19 protein-coding genes and 1 tRNA gene are annotated in these 22385 nt (G+C 62.9%); 12 read left to right on the top strand and 8 right to left on the bottom strand.

Annotation, left to right across the window (positions count from 1 at the left end; translation table 11 throughout):
• Position 1 precedes the first annotated feature (1 nt).
• Positions 2 to 589 carry a YqaA family protein gene (locus tag IEX53_RS12950; protein ID WP_188824581.1) on the bottom strand — a complete coding sequence of 196 codons (588 nt, stop codon included), beginning with the start codon at positions 587 to 589 and terminating at the stop codon, positions 2 to 4.
• Positions 590 to 750: 161 nt separating this feature from the next.
• Here IEX53_RS12950 and IEX53_RS12955 point away from each other — a divergent pair.
• Positions 751 to 835: transfer RNA gene (locus IEX53_RS12955), tRNA-Leu, on the top strand.
• 197 nt (positions 836 to 1032) lie between these two features.
• Here IEX53_RS12955 and amaB read toward each other — a convergent pair.
• Both amaB and hglS read right to left on the bottom strand, forming a co-directional pair.
• A complete protein-coding gene (gene amaB / locus IEX53_RS12960) occupies positions 1033 to 2565 on the bottom strand; it encodes an L-piperidine-6-carboxylate dehydrogenase (protein WP_188824582.1) in 1533 nt (510 codons plus the stop codon).
• A 224-nt stretch (positions 2566 to 2789) separates the two neighbouring features.
• Positions 2790 to 4190, bottom strand: a complete 1401-nt coding sequence (hglS, locus tag IEX53_RS12965) for a 2-oxoadipate dioxygenase/decarboxylase HglS (RefSeq protein ID WP_188824583.1) — start codon at positions 4188 to 4190, stop codon at positions 2790 to 2792.
• 108 nt (positions 4191 to 4298) lie between these two features.
• On the opposite strand from hglS, the gene IEX53_RS12970 reads away from it, so the two are divergent.
• The 6 genes from IEX53_RS12970 to surE all read left to right on the top strand — a co-directional run bounded on the left by IEX53_RS12970 (position 4299) and on the right by surE (position 11383).
• Positions 4299 to 5231, top strand: a complete 933-nt coding sequence (locus IEX53_RS12970) for a LysR family transcriptional regulator (RefSeq protein ID WP_188824584.1) — start codon at positions 4299 to 4301, stop codon at positions 5229 to 5231.
• Between the two features lie 82 nt (positions 5232 to 5313).
• Positions 5314 to 6585, top strand: coding sequence for an NAD(P)/FAD-dependent oxidoreductase (locus IEX53_RS12975; RefSeq protein ID WP_188824585.1), 1272 nt, complete (start codon positions 5314 to 5316; stop codon positions 6583 to 6585).
• Between the two features lie 103 nt (positions 6586 to 6688).
• On the top strand, positions 6689 to 7669 hold the full coding sequence (locus tag IEX53_RS12980) for an ABC transporter substrate-binding protein (protein ID WP_188824586.1): 981 nt from the start codon (positions 6689 to 6691) through the stop codon (positions 7667 to 7669).
• A 197-nt stretch (positions 7670 to 7866) separates the two neighbouring features.
• Positions 7867 to 9576 (top strand): ABC transporter permease, encoded by a 1710-nt coding sequence (locus IEX53_RS12985; RefSeq protein ID WP_188824587.1) that lies wholly within the window; start codon positions 7867 to 7869, stop codon positions 9574 to 9576.
• Positions 9564 to 10625 (top strand): ABC transporter ATP-binding protein, encoded by a 1062-nt coding sequence (locus tag IEX53_RS12990; RefSeq protein ID WP_188824588.1) that lies wholly within the window; start codon positions 9564 to 9566, stop codon positions 10623 to 10625. The genes IEX53_RS12985 and IEX53_RS12990 overlap by 13 nt, the downstream gene beginning before the upstream one ends.
• A gap of 17 nt (positions 10626 to 10642) precedes the next feature.
• The gene (gene surE, locus IEX53_RS12995) at positions 10643 to 11383 is read left to right on the top strand and encodes a 5'/3'-nucleotidase SurE (protein ID WP_188824589.1); all 741 of its coding nucleotides are present in this window, start codon (positions 10643 to 10645) and stop codon (positions 11381 to 11383) included.
• Between the two features lie 279 nt (positions 11384 to 11662).
• On the opposite strand, the gene IEX53_RS13000 is transcribed toward surE, so the two are convergent.
• On the bottom strand, positions 11663 to 13966 hold the full coding sequence (locus IEX53_RS13000) for a Tex family protein (protein WP_188824590.1): 2304 nt from the start codon (positions 13964 to 13966) through the stop codon (positions 11663 to 11665).
• A 249-nt stretch (positions 13967 to 14215) separates the two neighbouring features.
• On the opposite strand from IEX53_RS13000, the gene IEX53_RS13005 reads away from it, so the two are divergent.
• Positions 14216 to 14506, top strand: coding sequence for an ArsR/SmtB family transcription factor (locus IEX53_RS13005; protein ID WP_188824591.1), 291 nt, complete (start codon positions 14216 to 14218; stop codon positions 14504 to 14506).
• Between the two features lie 77 nt (positions 14507 to 14583).
• A complete protein-coding gene (locus IEX53_RS13010) occupies positions 14584 to 15699 on the top strand; it encodes an alkene reductase (RefSeq protein WP_188824592.1) in 1116 nt (371 codons plus the stop codon).
• Between the two features lie 243 nt (positions 15700 to 15942).
• On the opposite strand, the gene IEX53_RS13015 is transcribed toward IEX53_RS13010, so the two are convergent.
• The 3 genes from IEX53_RS13015 to IEX53_RS13025 form a co-directional block, all read right to left on the bottom strand.
• Positions 15943 to 16917 carry a WD40 repeat domain-containing protein gene (locus IEX53_RS13015; protein ID WP_188824593.1) on the bottom strand — a complete coding sequence of 325 codons (975 nt, stop codon included), beginning with the start codon at positions 16915 to 16917 and terminating at the stop codon, positions 15943 to 15945.
• A 3-nt stretch (positions 16918 to 16920) separates the two neighbouring features.
• Entirely contained in the window at positions 16921 to 18042 is a 1122-nt protein-coding gene (locus IEX53_RS13020; protein ID WP_188824594.1) for a CobW family GTP-binding protein, read from the bottom strand.
• A gap of 341 nt (positions 18043 to 18383) precedes the next feature.
• Positions 18384 to 19151, bottom strand: coding sequence for a creatininase family protein (locus IEX53_RS13025; RefSeq protein ID WP_236016182.1), 768 nt, complete (start codon positions 19149 to 19151; stop codon positions 18384 to 18386).
• Positions 19152 to 19300: 149 nt separating this feature from the next.
• Here IEX53_RS13025 and IEX53_RS13030 point away from each other — a divergent pair, with 149 nt between their 5' ends.
• Positions 19301 to 19786, top strand: coding sequence for a MarR family winged helix-turn-helix transcriptional regulator (locus IEX53_RS13030; RefSeq protein ID WP_188824595.1), 486 nt, complete (start codon positions 19301 to 19303; stop codon positions 19784 to 19786).
• Between the two features lie 244 nt (positions 19787 to 20030).
• Here IEX53_RS13030 and IEX53_RS13035 read toward each other — a convergent pair whose 3' ends face one another.
• Complete coding sequence (locus tag IEX53_RS13035) at positions 20031 to 20615, bottom strand: glutathione S-transferase N-terminal domain-containing protein (RefSeq protein ID WP_188824596.1); 585 nt, start codon at positions 20613 to 20615, stop codon at positions 20031 to 20033.
• A 123-nt stretch (positions 20616 to 20738) separates the two neighbouring features.
• Between IEX53_RS13035 and IEX53_RS13040 the strand changes: the two genes are divergently transcribed.
• Positions 20739 to 21107: a winged helix-turn-helix transcriptional regulator gene (locus IEX53_RS13040; RefSeq protein WP_188824597.1), complete on the top strand. Its 369-nt coding sequence runs from the start codon at positions 20739 to 20741 to the stop codon at positions 21105 to 21107.
• Between the two features lie 258 nt (positions 21108 to 21365).
• A complete protein-coding gene (locus tag IEX53_RS13045; protein WP_188824598.1) occupies positions 21366 to 22385 on the top strand; it encodes a LacI family DNA-binding transcriptional regulator in 1020 nt (339 codons plus the stop codon).

Raw genomic sequence — 22385 nt, forward strand, 5'->3', positions numbered from 1 at the left:
CCTAATGCAAATATTTGATCGCGACAAACAGCAGGATCAGGGCAACCGATACCGCGCCGGCAATAAGACCCAGACGCTTCTCGATGAATTCGCGGATCGGCTCGCCATAGCGCCGCAGCAGCCAGGCGAGGAGGAAGAAGCGCGCGCCACGGGCGACAATGGCGGAGACGATGAACAGCCAGATATTAATGCCGGCCGCGCCGGAGAGGATCGTCACTACCTTGATCGGCGGCAGATGGGCGAAGCCGGAGGTGATCAGCATCAACAGGATGGCATCGGCGCTGGTGGTGCCGCGCAATTGCTCGAACGTGTCGAGCTTGCCATACATTTCCAGTACCGGCTTTGCCACCGTCTCATAAGCATGGTAGCCCAGATACCAGCCGGCGATGCCGCCCAGGACGGAGGCGACGGTGGCGACGAGCGCATAGCGATAGGCGCGCTCAGGCTTCGCCAAGGCCATGGGCAGGAACAGCACATCCGCCGGCACGAGGAAGACGGAGCTTTCGATAAAGGCGATGAAGGCGAGCCACCATTCGGCGGATTTTCTGGCAGCGAGCGAGAGGGTCCAGTCGTAAAGCCTGCGCAGCATCGGCGGTCCTGATGTTCGGGTTCGGTCCAGTTTGTCTAGAGCTTAACGCCGCGTCAGGCAATTGCCACCCGCGAAACATTCATGCGGCTTATTGCGATCTCCTGTTGACGGGAAGGCACTTCTAATTATAGTCCGGCGCATCCGACGCTATTCGCGTCCGGGCCCCTGTGGCGGAATTGGTAGACGCGCTCGACTCAAAATCGAGTTCCGCAAGGAGTGCTGGTTCGATCCCGGCCAGGGGCACCATTTTTCCTTCACCTCTCGCGTCATTCTCGGGCTTGTCCCGAGAATCTACCGTGGCCTAATCTGTCAGAACGGCGGCAATCGCTTATCTTTTTCTTATGGCAGATTCTCGGGACAAGCCCGAGAATGACGGCAGGACGACGCGCCTTTTCTTATCAGCACCCGGCCCGCGTGGCAGGCCGGGTGAGAAATGGCTTCGACTACTCGATGTCGAATGACACGCCTTGCGCCAGGGGCAGGGCGGTGGAGTAATTCACCGTGTTGGTGGCACGGCGCATATAGGCTTTCCAGGCGTCGGAGCCGGATTCGCGGCCGCCGCCGGTTTCCTTCTCGCCGCCGAATGCGCCGCCGATTTCCGCGCCCGAGGTGCCGATATTGACGTTGGCGATGCCGCAGTCCGAGCCATCGGCGCTGAGGAAGCGTTCGGCTTCGCGCAGGTTCAGCGTAAAGATCGAGGAGGAGAGGCCCGCGCCCACCGCATTGTGCTCGCGCAGCGCTTCGTCGAAATCGCTGTATTTCATGACATAGAGGATCGGCGCGAAGGTTTCTTCCAGCACGGGGCCGACTTGCTTCGGCATCTCCACCAAGGCAGGCTTCACATAGTAGGCGTTGGCGTGGCCTGTATCGACGCGCTCACCGCCGGTGATGCTGCCGCCATGGTGAGTTGCTTCTTTCAAGGCGTGTCTCATATTGTCGAAGGCCGCCTTGTCGATCAGCGGGCCGACCAGCGCGGAGGTTTCGAGCGGGCTTCCGACCGAGACGCTAGCATAGGCCTTCTTCAGGCGTGGGACCAGCGCGTCATAGACGCTCTCATGCACGAAGAGGCGGCGCAGCGTGGTGCAGCGCTGGCCTGCCGTGCCCATGGCGCCGAAGGCGATGGCGCGCAAGGCCATGTCGAGGTCGGCGGAGGGGCAGACGATGCCGGCATTGTTGCCGCCGAGTTCCAGGATCGAGCGGGCGAAACGTTTCGCCAGGCGCGGCCCGACCTCGCGGCCCATGCGGGTGGAGCCGGTGGCGGAGACGAGCGGCACCTTGGGATGATCCACCAGAACCTCGCCGATGGCGCGGTCGCCGAGGAGAAGCTGCGAGAGGCCTTCCGGCGCGTCGCCGAAACGCTTCATAGCGCGGGCGAAGAGCGCATCGCAGGCAAGCGCCGTCAACGGCGTTTTTTCCGAGGGCTTCCAGACCACCGCGTCACCGCAGACGAGCGCCAGCGCGGCGTTCCACGACCAGACGGCAACGGGGAAATTAAAGGCGGAGATGATTCCGACCACGCCCAGCGGATGCCAGGTTTCCATCATGCGATGGCCGGGGCGCTCGGTGGCGATGGTGAGGCCGTAAAGCTGACGCGACAGGCCGACTGCGAAATCGCAGATGTCGATCATCTCCTGCACTTCGCCCAGCCCCTCGGACGGGATCTTGCCCGCCTCGATGGAAACGAGCCGGCCGAGCTCGCTCTTGAACTGGCGCAGTTCCTCGCCGAACAGGCGTACCAGCTCGCCGCGCTTCGGCGCGGGGATGAGACGCCATTGGCGGAAGGCTTCATCGGCCTTGTCGATGATCTCCTGCGCGTCAGCTGCAGAATGGGTTTTGACGCTTGCGATCTGCTCGCCGGTGACCGGCGTGAAGGAGGCGAGGGTTCCGCCGGTATAGGCGGCGGGGTTTACGCCGAGCTTCTCCAGCAGCGCCGCCGTCTCACGCTTTACGTCGGTTTTAGGGGTGGGGGTGTCCATGGGCTGTTCCTTCGGATTTTTGCTTCTGATGTTTTTACTTTTGCGCCGACACCCCCCTCTGGCCTGCCGGCCATCTCCCCCACAAGGGGGGAGATTGGATGTCAGTTCCGCTTTCGCCAATCGCCAACGTTGCAGGTAACGCACCGTCACCGGTGCAGGCCAATCTCCCCCTTGGGGGGGGATGCCCGGCAGGGCAGAGGGGGGTGATACCGCGCTGTCCAAACCTACTCCGCCGTCTCGACCGCCTTCAACGCTCTTAGCGCCGCCTCGATGGAGTCGCGCTCGATGCGGGCATAGTGCTCGAATTCGTTGAGCACGCTTGCGCCCAGGTCGCTTTCGAACCGCTTCTGGTTGGGGCTTTCGACGAATTCCTTGACTTCATCGTCACCGAGATTGGACTGGAATATACCGGCGGCGCTGACGGGGAGGAAGTCCTCATAGGTGATCGGATCGAAGCAGACCGCGCCCGCAGCGATAAGGGCTTCGAGATCGTCCGTCCCGGGCAGTGATTTCTTTGCCGCGTCGGAGGCAACCGAATAGGCGAAATAGCCGAGGCCTTGAGCGCGGATTTCCGCCCAATCATCGGGGAAGGCGCGGAAGACTTCGCCAAGCGCCTTTTCATATTCAACGGCGTTGGAACCATCGGGCGCGGGACGGATTCGGGCGCGGGTTTCGTCCAGCAATTGGTCGTAGAGCGCGCGGCCCTTCGGCGTCAATGCGATGCCGCGCTGCTCGATCTCGCCGAAGCGGGCGGTATGCGAGCCTGGCTTCCACGTGCCGTCCTCACTGATGAAGGAGACCTGCTCCTCCAGCGCCTTGAATGAGGTTTGGCGCAGCAGGATCGGGCACGCGCGTGTAGGAGGCCCTTCGACAACCGCTTTCGGCGCGATGCCACGCTCCGGCATCAGCCGCTGCACGGCGTCGATGTCCAGGGTGCGCGGGGTGAGATGGTTGATGTGTGGCCCTTTGAACGACACCACATCGGCGATGAGGCGGTGGGCGTCGTGCAGACGGCGATAAAGCTCGGCGCTGACATTGGCCTTGTCATGCCAGCGGAAGGTTTCGAGCACTTCAGCTACGAATTCGTCGGCATCCTTCCGGTCAAGCCCGCCCTCAGCCTCGGCCTTCTCCACCAGCTCCACCGCGCGGGGCGTGAAGATGTGGCGCTGGGCGAGGATGTGCTCGGCCTCGCTGCGCAAGTATTCATCGGCGATGAGATCCAGCCGCAGGAGCGAGGTGAAGACGCGGAAGGGATTGCGCTTCAGCGCCGCGTCGCCGATGGGGCGGAAGGCGGTGGAGTGCACGGGAACACCGGCGGAGCTCAAATCATAATAGCCGACCGGGAACATGCCCATCACGGCGAAGACGCGGCGCATAATGCCAAGCTCTTCCGCCGTGCCGAGGCGGATGGCGCCATGGCGCTCCTCGGAAATACGGTCGAGCGAATCCGTCAGTTCCAGCCGCTCGCGCAGATGCGGCTCGGCGTCGAGTGTCGCCTTGTTGACCTCCGCCACCAGATCGAGCAGCGTGCCATAGGCGGGCACTTCCTTGCGGTACATGGCCGACATGGCCGCGGAGAAGGCTGAGCGGATATCGTCTGCTGAAACGAAACTCTCTTCTTTCATCGTCGAACGCCTCGCATTATGCATGTTATGTTATGCAGAAAGCGGATCATATCCGGGTTTTTTGAGGCAGGATGGCGATGGATTCGACTATGTTGATGCGAGGCGGGAATGAAACTTAGCCGCAGGCTCATCCCTGACATCGCGACGCTGCAGGCCTTCGAATGCGCGGCGCGGCATGGGAGCTTCACGCAGGCGGCGCATGAGCTGAACCTGACACAGAGCGCGGTGAGCCGCCAGATCAAGGATCTCGAAGGCCAGCTGGGCGTGCTCCTGTTCGAGCGCGTGCGCCAGCGCATATTGCTCTCCGACGCCGGGCGCAAATTCCTGCCGGAGGTGCGGCGGCTGCTGACCCAGACCGAGGACACGATGCTACGCGCCATGGCGTCGGCGGAATCCACCTCGTCGCTCTCCATCGCCACCCTGCCGACCTTCGGCAGCCGCTGGCTGATGCCGCGCCTGCCGGATTTCGTCGATGCTCATCCCGGCGTGGCGCTCAATGTCGCCTCGCGCTCGGCGCCCTTCGATTTCGAGGAGCAGCCCTTCGACCTCGCCATCCACTATGGCCAGCCGGTATGGGCGCACGCCACCTGCCGTTATCTGTGCAGCGAGGTGATCGCGCCGGTGGCAAGCCCGGACCTGCTCGCGCGCCATCCGGTCGAAGGGGCGCAATCGCTGGAGAGCGAGCCGCTGCTTCATCTCGCCACCCGGCCCAAGATCTGGGCGCAATGGTTCGAGAGCTGCGGCGTCGAGGCGCGGTCGGCCTATCGCGGCCATCGCTTCGACCAGTTCTCCATGGTGATCGAGGCGGCGCTGGCAGGGCTGGGCTTCGCGCTGCTGCCGCTTTATCTCATCGAGCAGGAACTGCGTGAGAAACGCCTTGCCATCGTGTTCGACCAGCCCCTCAGGACGGAAAACGATTATTACCTCGTCGTGCCGGAGGGGAAGCACGAAAACCCACTGACCCAGACCTTCTGCGACTGGATATCGGGGCAGGTGGGCAAGAGCGATTACAGCGCGCTGGTTCATTCCAGCCAAGCATAATCTCCTGCGCAAATAGCGTTTCTTCCCTCGCGCCATCCCGGTAAGACAACAGGACGTACCTGCGTTACTGAAAGCGAACCCAATGCTCAACGATCCCCGCTCTCATGGTCTCTGGGAAAAGACAGCGCCCGCCGCGCCGCAGACGGAAACCCTGAAAGGCGAGCTTGCGGCGGATGTGGTCATCGTCGGCGGCGGGTTCACGGGACTGTCGGCGGCGCTGCATCTGGCCGAGAGGGGCGTGACGGTGGCGGTGCTCGAGGCGGTCGAAATCGGCTTCGGCGGCTCGGGGCGCAATGTCGGCCTCGTCAATGCAGGCATGTGGGTGATGCCTGACGATCTGCCCGGCGTGCTGGGCGCGGAGTATGGCGGGCGGCTGCTCCAGCTTCTGGGCAATGCGCCTGATCTCGTCTTCGAGCTGATCGCGAAACACGGCATTGAATGCGAGGCCGTACGCGCCGGTACGCTTCATTGCGGCGTGGGCGCGGCGGGGGTTAAGGAACTCGAACAGCGGGCCGGGCAATGGGCGAAACGCGGCGCGCCGGTGCGGCTGCTGGATGCCGGCGAGACGGCGCGGAAGGTCGGCTCCAGCGCCTATGCCGCCTCGCTGCTCGACTTGCGCGCCGGGACCATTCAGCCGCTCGCCTATGTGCGGGGCCTCGCCCGGGCGGCCATCGCTGCGGGGGCGCGGGTCTTTACTGGCAGCCCGGTTGTCTCCGCCGGGGAGCAGGGGACGCGCTGGCGGGTGACGACGCCCCAGGGCGCGGTAACGGCGGATTGGATCGTGGTCGCCAGCAATGCCTACACCAAGGCGCCATGGAGCCAGGTGAGGGCGGAACTGGTGCATCTACCCTACTTCAACTTCGCCACCAGGCCGTTGTCTGAAAACGTTCGCGCGACCATCCTGCCGGAGCGACAGGGGGCGTGGGACACGAAGGAGGTACTTTCCTCCTTCCGCTTCGATGCGCAAGGCCGGCTGGTGGTGGGCAGTGTAGGCGCGCTGCGCGGCACGGGGAAAGCGGTGCACCGCGCCTGGGCGAAGCGGGCGGTGAAGCGCATCTTCCCGCAGATTGGCGAGGTGGAGTTCGAGGCGGAGTGGTATGGCAAGATCGGCATGACCGCCGACTCCCTGCCGAAATTCCATCGCCTCGCGCGCAGCGTCATCGGCTTCAGCGGCTATAATGGCCGCGGCATCGCGCCGGGCACGGTGTTCGGACAGGTGCTGGCGCGGCATATCAGCGGCGAGCTCCACGAAGCTGACTTGCCGCTGCCGATCACCGACCCGCAGGAGCAGAGTTTCCGCGGCTTGCGCGAAGCCTATTACGAGGCGGGCTCCCAGATCGCGCATTTGTTCTGATCATGCGAGCGGCGGAGATGTTGAGCTGAACTGTCATATATCTGAAGCGCATTGCGCTTAAGCGGTCTTCCGATCATATGTGCTTCAGAGGTGACAAATGAAAATGAAGGCCACTCTCAAGGGAATGTTCGCCGGTTCCCTCATCCTCGCCGCGTCGCTTGGCTTCGCCCACGCCGATACGCTGACGCTCTATACCTCGCAGCCCGAAGCCGATGCCGCGAAGACTGTCGAGGCGTTCCGCAAGGCCAATCCGGGCACCGAGGTCCAGATCTACCGCTCCGGCACGAGCGACATCCTGAGCAAGCTTGCCGCCGAGTTTGCGGCGGGCGCGCCGCAGCCGGACGTGCTGCTCATCGCCGACGCGGTGTCGATGGAAGCGCTGAAGAAAGACAAGCGCCTGCGCGCCTATGAAAAGGCCGATGTGACCGGCTTTCCTGCCGACGCCTATGATCCGGACAAGACCTATTTCGGCTCGAAGCTGATCACGACGGGCATTGCCTATAATTCCGCCGCCAAGGAAAAGCCGCAGCATTGGGCAGACCTGGCGAAGCCGGAATATAAGGGCCAGATCGTGATGCCGAGCCCGCTTTATTCAGGCGCGGCGGCTTATCTCCTTTCGGGCTTCGTGCTCAATCCCGACCTTGGCTGGGATTATTTCGAGAAGCTGAAGGCAAATGAGCTCGTCAGCGTGCGCGGCAATGGCGCGGTGCTGAAATCGGTCGCGAGCGGCGAGAAGCCCTATGGCGTTCTCGTCGATTTCATGGCGCTCAACGCCAAGGCCAAGGGCTCGCCGGTCGAGTTCGTATTCCCGTCCGAGGGCGTCCCCGCCGTGACCGAACCGGTGGCGATCATGGCGACGGCGAAGAATGTGGCCGGCGCGGAGAAGTTCGTCGATTTCATCCTCTCCGACGAGGGCCAGAAACTGGCGCTAGAGCAGGGCTATCTCCCCGCCAAGGCCTCCGTAGGCCGCCCCGCCTGGCTGCCTGAGGGCGTGAATGTGAAGATCATGCCGATCGATGTGCAGAAAGTGCTCGGGGAGACGGACGCGGATAAGAAGCGGTTTTCGGAGATGTTTGGGGGGTAATTACTTAAACCGAATCGCGTTTCAGGCACCCCCCTCTGCCCTGCCGGGCATCTCCCCCACAAGGGGGGAGATTAGCCTGCATCGATGACGGCACTTTATTCTGCAACGTTGGCGATTGGCGAAAGCCGATCTGATAGCCGATCTCCCCCCTTGTGGGGGAGATGCCCGGCAGGGCAGAGGGGGGTATTGATCGCAACATGAATTTTTCCAGCACCAACACCTCCACCCGCCACCCCGATGCCGCCCTGATCGCTACGGTCGCCGTAATCGTCGCGGCGCTGTCGATCCTGCCGATGATGCGGCTTGGCGTGGAGATCATCGCCCCGCAAGGACGGCTTTCCACCGCGGCGCTGCAATCGGCATTGTCCAGCTCCGCCACATGGACCGCGACGTGGCATTCGTTGCAGGTGGGCGTGGGCGGCACACTTCTGGCGGTTGTGCTGGGTACGGCGGTGGCGCTTGTCGTCAGTCTTACCGATATCCGTTTTCGCGGGGTGTTCATCCTGCTCTTCGTCGCGCCATTGCTCATCGCGCCGCAGGTGACCGCGCTGGCGTGGCTGCAATTGTTCGGTCCGGCGAGCCCCCTTTTGAAAATCATCGGGCTTGCGCCGCCGCTCGGCAGCCGCAACCCGCTCTATTCGACCGGCGGCATCATCCTGTTGCTCGGCGTGCAATATGCGCCGCTGGTATTCCTGATCGTGCGAGCGGGCCTTCGCAAATTGCCGCGCGAACTGATCGAGGCGGCCTTAAGCAGCGGCGCGGGCAAATGGACGGTGCTTCGCACGATCATCCTGCCGCTGATGACGCCTTCGATCATCGGGGCGACGGCGCTCGCCTTCGTCTCCTGCGTCGGCAATTTTGGTATTCCCGCCTTTCTTGGCATCCCCGCGAATTATCTCGTCCTGCCGACGCTGATCTATCAGCGGCTTGCCGGGGCGGGGCCTTCCGTATTGTCGGAAGTGGCGGTGCTCTCCATGCTCATCGGCATCATTGCAATGGGCGGTATCGTGGCGCAGGATTACGCCGCGCGCCGCCGCGATTATCGCATCGTCTCCACGTCACTCCCGGCGCAGCCCTTTTCGCTCGGGCGTTGGCGGATCGCAGTTGAAGCAGGACTGGCGCTGCTCATTCTTTTGGTCCTGGTCCTGCCGCTTCTCGGGCTTTTGCTGACCGCGCTGGTGCCGGCCTATGGCGTGCCGCTCAGCTTGAAGACCGCGACGCTGGCCAATTTCCGTTTCGTGCTTTTCGAGCATGGGGCGGCGGCCCGCGCCTTTGCCAACAGCTTCGGCCTGTCGCTGGCCGCCGCGCTCTTCGCGGTGGTGCTTGCGGTGCCGCTCGGCTATCTCATCACCTGGCGGGAGCGCTGGTGGACGAAGCTGCTCAACCTTGCGGCGGAACTGCCTTATGCGCTGCCGGGCGTGGTGCTCGCGATCGCGGCGCTGCTTCTGTTCCTGAAGCCGGTGCCGGTGATTGGCCTGCACATCTACAACACCGTGTGGATTATCCTCTACGCCTATCTCGCGCGCTTCCTGGTGCTGGCGCTCAGGCCCACCGTCAGCGGGCTGCATCAGATCGACCGGGCGCTGGAGGAGGCGGCGCAAGTGGCGGGCGCGGGGCTGCTGCGGCGGATGCGCACCATCATCTTCCCGCTCGTCGCGCCTGCGACGCTTGCGGGCGGCGTGCTCATCTTCATGACGGCGTTTTCGGAACTCACCGTTTCGGCGCTGCTCTGGGCCTCGGGGTCGGAAACCATTGGCGTGGTGATCTTCTCCTTCGAGCAGGGCGGGGATTCTTCCTATGCGGCGGCCATCTCGGTGCTGGTCGTCGCCATTACCTTTATCCTGATGCTCGCGACCAATCTGTTCGCGCGGCATCTTCCCAGCGGAGTTCTGCCATGGCGGGATTGAAGATCGGCGGCATCACCAAGCGCTTCAACGATTTCACCGCCTTGCGCGATGTCTCCCTCGATGTTGTCGATGGCGAGTTCGTCGCGGTGCTGGGGCCTTCGGGCTGCGGCAAGACCACGCTGCTGCGCATGGTGGCGGGTTTCGAGCAGCCGGACGAAGGCAAGATAATCATCGGCGGCAAGGTGATGGCGGGCGGCGGCGTCAACGTGCCGCCCGAGAAACGCAAGGTGGGCATCGTTTTCCAGAACTACGCGCTGTGGCCGCATATGACGGTCGCGGAGAATGTCGGCTACAGCCTGCGGGTGGCGAAGGTTGACAGGGCGACGCGGGAGCGGCGGGTCGCGGAGGCGCTGGCGCTCGTCAATCTCACTGGCTTCGGCGACCGCCGCCCGGCCAATCTTTCGGGGGGGCAGAGGCAGCGCGTGGCGCTGGCCCGTTGCCTCGTCGCCGCGCCGTCGCTGGTGCTGTTCGACGAGCCGCTCGCCAATCTCGACGTGCATTTGCGCGCGGCGATGGAGGACGAGTTCGCGGCGTTCCACAAGCGCACGGGAACCACCATCGTCTACATCACGCACGACCAGGCGGAGGCGATGGCGCTGGCCGACCGGATCGCCGTGCTCGACCATGGCAAGCTCATGCAGTTCGCCACGCCGCGCGCTCTCTATGAGGAACCGGCAAATGAAATGGTCGCCGCCTTCATCGCGCAGGGCATGGTGCTGCCCGCAGACGTTCTGACAGAAGCGCGGGATGGAGCCTGCCGGGCGCGGGTGCTGGGGCAGGAGGTGGTGCTGCGCTGCGGGGCAGACGAGATGCCGCGCGAGGCGGCGAAAGTGTGCGTCCGCGCGGACGATCTGGAAATCGTCGAGGCCGACGGCATCGCCATCCGCGTCAAGCGCGCGATCTATCGCGGTGGCGGTTCGCGCATCGAGGCTTTCCCGCTGGAGCGGCGGGATATAGACCTGCATTTCGACCTGCCCGATCCGGCGCGGCTGGAGGAAGGGGCGCAAGCGCGGCTCGCCATCCGGGGCGGCTGGGTGATTCCGGGTTAGAAGAGAAAGAGACAGATATGCGCATTCTTGTCTGCAACGATGACGGTATCGACACGCCGGGGCTGGCGATGCTCGAAGCGGTGGCGCGGCAATTGTCTGACGACGTGTGGGTCGTCGCGCCCGAGGGAAAGCGCACTGCGGCGGGCGGTTCGATCACCATCGGCAGGCCACTGACCATGCAGCATCTGGGACAGAACCGCTATTCCTGTTCCGGCACGCCTGCCGATTGCGTGGTAACGGCGATGACCTGGCTTTTTGCCGAGGGGCCGAGGCCTGATCTCGTCCTCTCCGGCATCAATGACGGGCGCAATGTGGCGGAGGACCTTGCCTATTCCGGTACCCTCGGCATCGCTCGCGAGGCGACATTCTGGGGCATTCCGGCCATCGGGTTTTCAAGAGTAAAGAGCCCGGATGTGGAGCCGGAGGATGCGGATTATCTCGCCGCGTTCATCCGCAGGCTTTGGGAGGCGCGGGAGGCTTGGGTGGCGGAGGGGCATTGGCTCAGCGTCAACCTTCCAGCCACATTGCCCGCGCCGATCGCCCAGCCCCGGATCGGGCGGGACAAGATCGGCACGACGGCGCAGGTGGTCTCGGAGGAAGAGGGCAGGACCGTGCTGATCGTCCCGCGCGGGCGGGCGCATGCGACGGTGCCTGGCGATGAGAATGAGTGGATCGACCGGGGGTATGTTTGTGTCAACCGGCTGAACTGGTTTGGAGAGGCACGGGTGGGGGAGGAGTGGTTGGAGGGGTTGGCGTAGCAATTGATCCAAATTGGGTGGGTTCTAGTTTTGATGGAGTCGCCAAGCGCCCTCGCCCTTCGAGGCTTCGTTCCGCTGCGCTTCACTACGCACCTCAGGATGAGGGCTACTGCGGCGTTGCAACCCTTCACCTCATGGTGAGGTGCGAGCGTAGCGAGCCTCGAACCACGGGGGTGAAGGGCGCACAGTTGGCTCCGTGTAAATGTGAAATGCTCTCAGAAATGCTGGCGGGACAGCGTGTCCCTTCTGTCCCGCGACATTACCAAGTGATGTTAACGCCTACTTCCTCTTCATCGCCTCCGCCAGCGCCGCTCCGAATCCTCCCATCGCCGGCTTCTCCTGCGGTTTCTGCATGAAGCTCTTGCCTCCCTTCGGCTGATGCGTGCCGCGATCATTGCCGCGCGGGGCGGGGGTTTCTGCGTCCTTGCGCATGGTGAGGCTGATGCGCTTGCGGGGCACGTCCACTTCCAGCACGCGGACCTTCACCACGTCGCCGGCCTTCACCACCTCGTGCGGGTCCTTGACGAACTTATCGGCGAGCTGCGAAACGTGGACGAGCCCGTCCTGATGCACGCCGATATCCACAAAAGCGCCGAAGGCGGCGACGTTGGTAACCGTGCCTTCCAGAAGCATGCCGGGCTTCAGATCCTTGATGTCGTCGACGCCATCGGCAAAGGTCGCGGTGCGGAATTCCGGGCGCGGGTCGCGGCCCGGCTTTTCCAATTCGGCGATGATGTCCTTGATAGTAGGCAGGCCGAAGCGCTCATCGACGAACACGCGCGGGTCGAGCTGCTTCAACGCCGCGCTGTCGCCCATCAGCGAGCGCACGTCGCGCCCGCAGGCGGCGACGATCTTCTTCGCCACGCCATAGGCTTCCGGATGAACCGATGAGGCGTCGAGCGGCTCGGTGCCGTTGGGGATGCGCAGGAAGCCCGCGCATTGCTCGAAGGTGCGGTTGCCGAGGCGTGCGACTTTCAAAAGCTCCTTGCGGCTCTTGAAGGGGCCGGTCTCGTTGCGGTGGGCGATGATGGCTTCCGCAAGCGAAGCGCCGAGGCCCGAGACGCGGGCGAGCAGCGAGGCAGAGGCGGTATTCAAATCGACACCGACCGCGTTCACCGCATCCTCGACGACTGCGTCGAGCGCGCGGGCAAGGCGCGATTGGTCCACATCGTGCTGGTATTGCCCGACGCCGATGGATTTCGGCTCGATCTTGACCAGTTCCGCCAGCGGATCCTGCAGGCGGCGGGCGATGGAGACGGCGCCGCGCAAGGACACGTCGAGATCCGGGAACTCGTTCGCCGCCGTCTGCGAGGCGGAATAGACGGACGCACCGGCCTCCGAGACGATCACCTTCAGCGGCTTCGGCGCGGGCATGTCGGCCAGCATGTCGGCGACGACGCGCTCCGTCTCGCGGCTCGCCGTGCCATTGCCGATGGCGATGAGCTCGACCTTGTGCTTGCGGATGAGGCTGGCAAGCTCGGCCTGCGCGCCGCGCAGATCGTTCCGGGGTGGGAAGGGGTAGACCGTCGAGGTGGCAAGCACCTTGCCCGTGCCGTCGACCACGGCAACCTTTACGCCGGTGCGGATGCCGGGGTCGAGACCCATGGTGGCGCGTCCGCCGGCGGGGGCGGCGAGGAGCAGGTCTTTCAAATTACGGGCGAAGACATGGATCGCCTCTTCCTCCGCCCGCTCGCGCAATTCGCGCATCAGGTCGAGCGAGAGGTGCAGCGACAGCTTCACGCGCCATGTCCAGCCCGCCACTTCCATCAGCCAGCGGTCGCCGGGCAGGGTCGCGCCGATGGAATAGGCGGCGGCGATCATCCGCTCCACGGGCTTCACCGGGGAGGTATCGTCGGCGTCCACCTCGATTTCGAGCGAGAGAATGTCCTCATTGCGGCCGCGCAGCATGGCGAGGGCGCGGTGGCCGGCGACGGTGGCCCAGCGCTCGGCATGGTCGAAATAATCGGAGAATTTCGCGCCTGCCTCCTGTTTGCCTTCGACGACGCGCGAGCGCAGGACGGCGCGGTCCTTCATATGGTTGCGCAGGCGGCCAAGGAGATCGGCATTCTCGGCCATGCCCTCGGCGATGATGTCGCGCGCGCCTTCGAGCGCCGTCTTCACATCGGGCACGTCCTCGGTAATGTAGGCTTGCGCCAGTTCGGCGGGGACGAACTTGCGGTCGTTGAGGATGGCTTCGGCCAGCGGCCCCAGCCCGCGCTCGCGCGCGATTTCGGCGCGGGTGCGGCGCTTCGGTTTATAGGGCAGGTAGATGTCTTCCAGCTCCGCCTTGGTGACGACAGCGGCGATCTTGCCTTCCAGCTCCGGCGTCAGCTTGCCTTGCGAGCGGATCGAATCGAGGATCGTCGTGCGCCGGGCTTCCAGCTCGCGCAAATAGACAAGGCGCTCGGAAAGCAGGCGCAGCTGCGTATCGTCAAGGCCGCCCGTCGCCTCTTTGCGGTAGCGGGCGACGAAGGGAACGGTCGCGCCCTCATCGAGAAGCGTAATCGCCGCGGCGGCCTGGTCGGGGCGCGCATTGATTTCGGCTGCGATAAGCGGGGCGAGGCGACGGATATCTTCTGCCATGTCAATCTCGTGCTGATAAAGGAAGGGCAACCATAGTCGGACGGTGGAAGGGCGCAAAGAAGGCAGGGCGTGTTCCACAGGAAAGACGTCGGCGCAGTTCCCCCTCACTGGCCGCGTAGCGGACCGTGAGGGGGTATCCAGTTCGCACGGCCTTCGCAGTATTATTCACGGAGACGTGAACACCCTTCACCATACATATCACCAAAACACGATCTATATATCACCTTAGCCCGATATACAGAGGGGATTATGAACCGCGACGAAATCCTGAAAGCGCTGGCGCATCCGACCCGGATCGACATGCTGAACTGGCTGAAGGAGCCGGAGAAGCATTTCACCCAGGAGCACCCGTTCGAGATGGGCGTGTGCGCCAGCGGGTTCGAGCGCAATTGCGGCCTGTCGCAATCGGCGGTGTCGGCGCATCTGGCGACGCTTTCGCGAGCGGAACTCGTGACTTCGCGGCGTGTCGGGCAATGGATTTTCTACAAGCGCAATGAGGAAACCATCGCGGATTTCCTCAAGTCGCTTTCCGATCTTTAGCAGCCGCATGATCTTATCCGAAAAGTCTGCAACTTTTCGGGATCATGCTCCTAACCTCCCCAAACGAAGGAATAGCAATGACGACCCTTTTTGACCCCATCAAGGCCGGCGATCTCGAACTTGCCAACCGCATCGCCATGGCGCCGCTCACGCGCAACCGTTCGCCCAATGCGACGCCGACCGAGCTCGCCATCACCTATTACACGCAGCGCGCCACGGCTGGGTTGCTCATCTCCGAGGGAACGGCCATCACCCAGCAGGGGCAGGGCTATGCGGACGTGCCGGGCCTCTACGGGGCGGAACAGCTTGCCGCGTGGCGCAAGGTGACCGACGCAGTGCATGCGCATGGCGGCAAGATCGTCGCGCAGATCTGGCATGTGGGGCGCGTGTCGCACACTTCGCTGCAGCCGGGCGGAGCCGCACCGGTCGCGCCTTCGGCGATCCGGGCAAAGACCAAGACCTATATCATCAATGCGGATGGCAGCGGCGGGTTTGTGGAAACCTCGGAGCCGCGCGCGCTGGAAGCGAGTGAGCTGCCGGGCATCATTGAGGATTACCGCCGCGCCGCGCGGGCGGCGGTGGATGAGGCCGGTTTCGACGGCGTCGAAATCCATGCCGCCAATGGCTATCTGCTCGACCAGTTCATGCGTTCAGGCACCAACACCCGCACCGACGACTATGGCGGCTCGATCGAGAACCGGGCGCGGCTCCTTCTGCAAGTGGTGGATGCGGTGACCAAGGAAATCGGCGGCGGGCGCGTGGGTATCCGCCTTTCGCCGGTGACGCCGGCCAATGACATTTCCGACCCCGAGCCGCAGCCGCTGTTCGATTATGTGGCGGGCAAGCTGGGCGCTTACGGCCTCGCCTTCGTGCACGTCATCGAGGGCGCGACCGGTGGTGAGCGCGATTACCAACAGGGCGACAAGCCGTTCGACTACGCAGCCTTCAAGGCGGCCTATCGCAATGCCGGCGGCACGGGCGCGTGGATCGTCAACAATGGCTATACGCGGGAGATGGCGGAAGAGGCCGTGGCAGACGACCGCGCCGATCTCGTCGCCTTCGGCAAGCCGTTCATCGCCAATCCGGATCTGGTGCGCCGGTTCAAGGAGAAGGCGGAGCTGAACGCGCCTGATAATGCCACCTTCTATGGCGGCGGGGCGAAGGGGTATATCGATTATCCGGAGCTGGTATAAGTAGATTAAAGCGGCTTAGGCTGGCGGGACAGCGCCCCCCTCTGTCCTGCCGGACATCTCCCCCGCAAGGGGGGAGATTAGCCTTCATTGAGGTCAGGCGCCCCAGTCGTAGAAGTTGCAGAATAAGCGCCGTCACCGGTGCCAGCCAATCTCCCCCCTTGCGGGGGAGATGCCCGCCCTTCGACAAGCTCTGGAGGGCAGAGGGGGGCGCTGTCCCGCCAACGTTTGAAATTGCCTCGGGTGCTAGGCCGAAATATCCACCAAGCCGCAATCTCCACTCTGCGACCCGAACACCAGACGCCGCCCGGTGTCGTCCCAGTCCATCGAGGTAACGGCGCCCTTGCCGGGACGGCGCAGCAGCACTTCCTTCTGGTCGGTGAAGCGGACGACGAGGATCATGCCGTCGGAATAGCCGATGGCGGCGATGTCTTCGATGGGGTGGCAGGCGACGGCGCTGACCATGACGTCGCCGCGGAAGCCCAGTTCCAGCGGGGCCTTGCCCATCGGGCCATCCTTGCCGGAGAACGGCCAGATGACGGCGGCGGGCGCGCCCGATGTCGCGAGCCATTTGCCCTTGACGCTCCAGGACCAGTCCTTGACCTTCGACGGATAGCCGGTCATGCGCATGTGCTTGTTGTCATCCAGCCGCCAGCCATGCAGCGCGTTTTCCTGCATTGACGTAACGAGGAAACGGCCATCGGGCGAGAAGGCCACGCCGATATGCGCGCCCTTCCATTCCAGCTCCACCGGCTTTCCCTCGGTCGCGGCCCAGTGCAGCGTCACGCCATTATAGCGGGAGACGGCGAGGCGCATTCCCTTGGGGGCGAAGGCGACACCCTCAACGCTGCGGGGGGATTGGAATTCCTTCACCTTGCCATTCGCCTCGCGCATCCAGGCGCTGCGGCCGGACGCGAAGGCCACGGTTCCTTGCGGGCCGGATGCGACCGATGTCATCCATTTGCGCGGGAACGAGGCCAGTTCTTCCGGGTCGCCATTGGCGTTCGTGCGGCAGATGCGGCCATCTTCGCCGCCTGTCAGCAGCGATTTTCCATCCAGCGAACGGGTGGCGGAGAGAAGCCCATCATGGGTTTCCGCCACCTTGTGGCCGTTGTCGAGGCGGTGGATTGTGCCATCCGCAAGCGCGAAGAAGGGGATGCCGGAAACAAAGCGCGCGAGAACGCAATGGCCGGTCAGGTCAAGCGGTGCAATTGTCGGCATTGGTTACTTGCAGCTCTCGAAACCGGCTTTAAGCGCATCGCGGTCAAGTTCGCGCCCGATGAAGACGAGGCGGCTCTCGCGCGCTTCGCCATCCTTCCAGGCGCGCTGATGGTCACCCTCGATGATCATGTGAACGCCCTGCACCACATAGCGGTCCGGATCGTTCTTGAGGGCGATAATGCCCTTGAGACGCAGAATGTTTGGCCCCTGCTCCTGCGTGACCTTCTGCACCCAGGCGAAGAACTTCGCCGGATCAACCTCCCCGGTGCGCAGCGATACGGAAGTGACCGTCACGTCATGGATCGGCGAGGCATGGCCGTGATCATGATGATGGTGGTCGTGATCATGGTCATGGTGGTGATGATCGTGATCGTGATCGTGGTGATGATGGTGGTGATCGTGGTCGCAATCCGGGCCGCAGACATGATCGGGGTGGTCATGATCGAGGAAATGCGGATCGTTCTCCAGCGCGCGCTTCAGGTCGAAGGCGCCGCGGTCGAGCACCTTGTCGAGCGGGATGGCGGCGCGCTCGGTGCGGTGGATCGTAGCGTAAGGATTTATGGCGCGGATGGTGGCTTCCACCTTGTCGGCTTCTTCAGGCGTCACCAGATCGGTCTTGTTCAATAGCACCACATCGGCGAAGGCGATCTGGTCTTCCGCCTCGCGGCTGTCCTTCAGGCGCAGCGGCAGATGCTTGGCATCGACCAGCGCGACGACGGCGTCGAGCGAGGTCTTGGCGCGGACATCGTCATCCATGAAGAAGGTCTGGGCGACGGGCACGGGATCGGCAAGGCCGGTCGTCTCCACGATGATGGCGTCGAAACGGCCCGGGCGGCGCATCAGGCCTTCGACCACGCGAATCAGGTCGCCGCGCACCGTGCAGCAGATGCAGCCATTGTTCATTTCGTAGATTTCTTCGTCCGACTCGACGATGAGATCGTTGTCGATGCCGATCTCGCCGAACTCGTTGACGATGACCGCATAGCGCTTGCCGTGGTTCTCGGTGAGAATACGGTTCAAAAGCGTCGTCTTGCCGGAGCCGAGATAGCCGGTCAGCACGGTGACGGGGATGTGGGCGGCGGCCTCGGGGGCGGTGGCGGATTCGGTGGCTTGGGCTTGGCTCATTCTCATGCCTCTTTCGCGTTACGACGCTCAGCTAGCGGGAGATTCTGGATTGGAAAATTCATATAAGGGAAGGGCAGGGCGAATGCCATACGCAATGCTATAATATTACATGCGGGGCGTATCACGTTCGCGCCATGGCGCTATTTATGTTTGACGTCGGGGCTCACCCCCCTCTGCCCTGCCGGGCATCTCCCCCACAAGGGGGGAGATTGGCCTTCATCTATGACGGCACTTAATCCTGCAACGCTGGCGATTAGCGAAAGCAGTCCTGACAGCCAATCTCCCCCTCACGGGGGAGATGTCAGGCAGGACAGAGGGGGGCGCTGTCCCGCCAGCGTTCGTCAGAAGCCGCTCTGAAAAAACTCCATATCGAACCGGTCGACATCTTGCAGAAGCTCGATGAAACCCTTGACCGCGTGGGCAATCATCTTCTCCCCCGCTTCGGCGCTGGCGCGGGCGGCGTTGCCGGCGACGCCTTCGGTGTTGAGGTCCTGCATTTTCCAACCGAAGGCGTGGGGGCCGTAGGCGCGCAGGTGCTTGAATTTTTCCGCAAAGGCGGATTGCGCGTTGGGGAAGTTGCGGGCTTTGGCCATATCCACCAGATCGGGGCGCAGCGCCAGCATGACGCTGGTTTCGATGAAGCCGCCATGGATGTCGAGCGCCTTTTCCTCCGGTGTCAGCAACCCCTCGGGCAGGCCGAAGCGCGGCCAGCTGGTCGTCACTGCGAGCATGCTAGAGCGGACACGCAGTTCCGTTGCGACGATGGTGATGAGCGGCGAGTTGCCGCCATGGGCGTTGAGCAGCACCAGCTTTCGGATGCCTTCCGCATGGAGCTTTTCGCCGATGCCGATCCAGCGCCTCACCGCTTCATCGAAGGCGAGGGTCTTCGTGCCGGATACGTCCATGTGCTCGATGGAGTAGCCGACTGCCTCGGCGGGCAGGAAGCGTACGTCTAATTCGGGGGGAATGGCGGCGGCGGCGCGGGCGGCGAGGCCTTCGGCGATGATCGTATCGGTCTCGAAGGGCAAATGCGGCCCGTGCTGCTCATGGGCTCCGAGCGGCAGGACGGCGATGGTTCTTGCCTCATTCATCCCGCCGGAAGCGCCCATGTTATTCTCCTGTCATGTTTGTAAGCCAGCGTAACGCAAGCGGGCGAATGACGGCAAGCATAAGACGAAGTGCCGATGTTGAATCGTTTGCCCGATTGGCAAAGCCGGCTTATGATTGTCCGGACAAGACGAGGGGGAGCTAGGCCAGCATGACGAAAGAACGCAAACCGGTCATCCTGTATCGGCTGCAATCTGCTGCGAGGCTGGGGCGCACGTCGCTGGCGACGCGGCTCCTGGAGCATGGGCTTTATGCCGGGCAGGACGCCATCATGCTGCAATTGGCGGCGGAGGACGGCTTGCCGCCCGGCGTGCTGGCGCAGCGGCTGGGCGTGCGTCCGCCCACGGTGACGAAGACCATCGCCCGGCTGCAATCGCAGGGTTTCGTCACCAAGCAGGCTTCCGAGCGGGATCAGCGGCAGTCACATGTCTTCCTTACCGAGAGTGGGCGCGATGTCATCCGGGTTATCGAAAAGTCGATCCGCAAGACGGAGAAGGACGCCTTGCGCGGCCTCGACAAGAGAGAACGCAAGACGCTGCTGAAACTGTTGAGCCGGCTGGAGATCAACCTTTCCGCGCGGGAGCCCGGCGAGGCGGATGAAGCGCATGAGGTGCCCGAAGAGGAATTTGTCGATTAGGCCCTTCAGGCTGTGGCATGAAACAGTTCTTCCTTGGCCGTCATTCTCGGGACAAGCCCGAGAATGACGGCAGGATTACTCGCCTTCTCCGATCAGTGTTTCGGTTGAGTTCTGATAGACTCTAGCGATCTTGACTACGTCGATGCGCATGCTGAGGAAGGGCATTCGACCGTGGCCTTCCCGAGCGCATTGCTGTGACAGTGCGCTCGGCGCGGGAATTCCCTGCAGGTGGGAACTGGCCGGATCAGCTCAATCCCTCTTCCGCAAGCGCCTGTATCACCGAAGGCCTTGCCTTCATGCGTTCTAGGCAGTCCCGCAGAGTGTCCGGCAAGTCAACGCCGCTCCTTGGCGCGACCATCAGAATCCAGAACAGATAGCAATCCGCGATCGTCATCTCGTTGCTTATCAAGAACGCCTTGTTGCCCATCTGACCGGCAAGGATGGCGAAGGCCTTGTTGATCTTGTCCCGTGCCCGCATCTTTTCCGGTTCCGGGAAATCCCTGAAGAACGGGCCATAGGCTCCATGAATTTCGGATGACATGAAGGCGAGAACCTCGAATGTTCGCCACCTGAGAATGTGATCGTCTGGCAGGAGCTTACCACTCTGGTCTGCAATATAAGCTAGAATGACCTGGTTTTCCGTGAGGACCGTTCCGTCGTCCATCTCGAGGGCCGGGACATAACCTTTGGGGTTAATCGCCAGAAAGTCACGACCATCCTCGGTTTTCTTATCCCGGTCGATGCTGAGGAGCTTGTACGGGAGCCCGCTCTCGATGAGCGCTATGTGGTCGGCCAGGCTGCAGGCAGCCGGATAATAAATCAGGTTCATCGTGGATTTCCTTAATAGGTCGTTTCGAGCATCGCATATCGGAGCTCGGTCTATAATGTTGACCACAGCCATTTATGGGACCAATAAAGAGACGTCAAAAGCATATTTTTAGGAGCAAGTCGGATGGATGTGACTGACAAGCCGACTGGGAGCGACTGCCGCGCTGTGAGCGAAATTCTCAGCCGCATCGGTGACAAATGGACAATCCAGGTGGTCGTCGCACTTCGCTTGGGCCCAAAGCGTTTCAATGGAATCAAACGCCTTGTGGGCGGGATTTCACAACAAATGCTGACAAGGACACTCAAAACGCTGGAACGGGACGGTATGTTAGAGCGCGCCGTTCGCCACACTACACCACCGCAAGTCGAGTACACCCTGACGCCGCTCGGCCACTCCCTATCTGAAACCGCGAGACATCTCGCCGACTGGGCCGCAGTCCATCAAGAGGTAATTGCAGGCAACCGCCTTCAATACGACGCCCGCCAGCTTTGATTATCTGCCGTCTGGATATTTGCCGCCGTCTGACCAGCGGCGTCGAAAGCACGTTTTGGGTCCGGGAGCGGTCAAGGCTTGACTGTCAGGATAAGTTGTCGAGTAGGGCGCGTCGCTTTACCGTTCCGACCGAAAAACCTTCCAATTCCCCGGGCCCGGTGGCATAAACTCCTGCACTGTTTCAGGCGCGTGATCTTACTTGGAAGTCTGCGACTTTCGGGATCATGCTTTATCGACGCAAAATATGCCGGAGGCGCGTTGGCCCAGAAGATCAAGCTTTCGACCATAGCGGATGCGCTGGGGGTTTCGACCGCGACGGTTTCGCTTGCCTTGCGTGACAGTCCGCTGGTGGCGGACCAGACGCGCGAGAAGATCAAGGAACACGCCCGCGCCATCGGCTATATCTATAATCGCCGCGCGGCGAGCCTTAGAACCTCGCGGTCGGGGATCGTCGGTGTCGTGGTGCATGACATCATGAACCCGTTCTTCGCCGAGATTCTGCGCTCCATCGAAACGGAGCTCGACCGCTCGCGCCAGACCTTCATCCTGTCGAACCATTACGACCAACTGGAAAAACAGCGCACCTTTATCGATACGCTGCTGCAACTGGGCGCGGATGGGGTGATCATGTCGCCCGCAATCGGCACCCCCGCGGCGGACATCCAACTGGCGGAAGACAATGGCCTGCCGGTTGTGCTGATTGCGCGTACGGTCGAGGGAGCGGAGGTGCCTGTTTTCCGTGGCGATGATTCCTACGGCATCGGGCTTGCCACCAATCATTTGATCTCGCTCGGCCATACGCGCATCGCCATGGTGGGCGGCACGGACCAGACCTCCACCGGGCGCGACCGCTATCAGGGCTATGTCACCGCGATGGAAAAGGCCGGTCTGCCGGTCAATCCGGAATGGCGTATTCCGGGGCCCCGCACCAAGCAGGCCGGGTTCGAGGTGGCTCCCCAATTCCTGGCGCTGAAAGACAAGCCGACGGCGGCGGTATGCTGGAACGATCTGGCTGCCATCGGCCTGATGAACGGGATCGGGCGGGCAGGGCTGGTGCCGGGCGAGGATATCTCCGTGACAGGCTATGACGATCTAGAGGAAGCCGAGATCGCCACGCCGGCGCTCACGACCGTCTGGAACGGCCAGCGCGAGGTGGGGCTTCGCGCGGCGCGGGCGCTCCTCGACCAGCTCAACGGCGCGGGCCATCCGCCGCGCCAGGAATTGATCAAGCCGGAGCTTCGCATCCGGCAATCCACGGCGAAACCGAAAACCCGGTAA

This window comes from Paramesorhizobium endophyticum (assembly GCF_014640615.1).
Taxonomy (GTDB): Bacteria; Pseudomonadota; Alphaproteobacteria; order Rhizobiales; family Rhizobiaceae; genus Paramesorhizobium; species Paramesorhizobium endophyticum.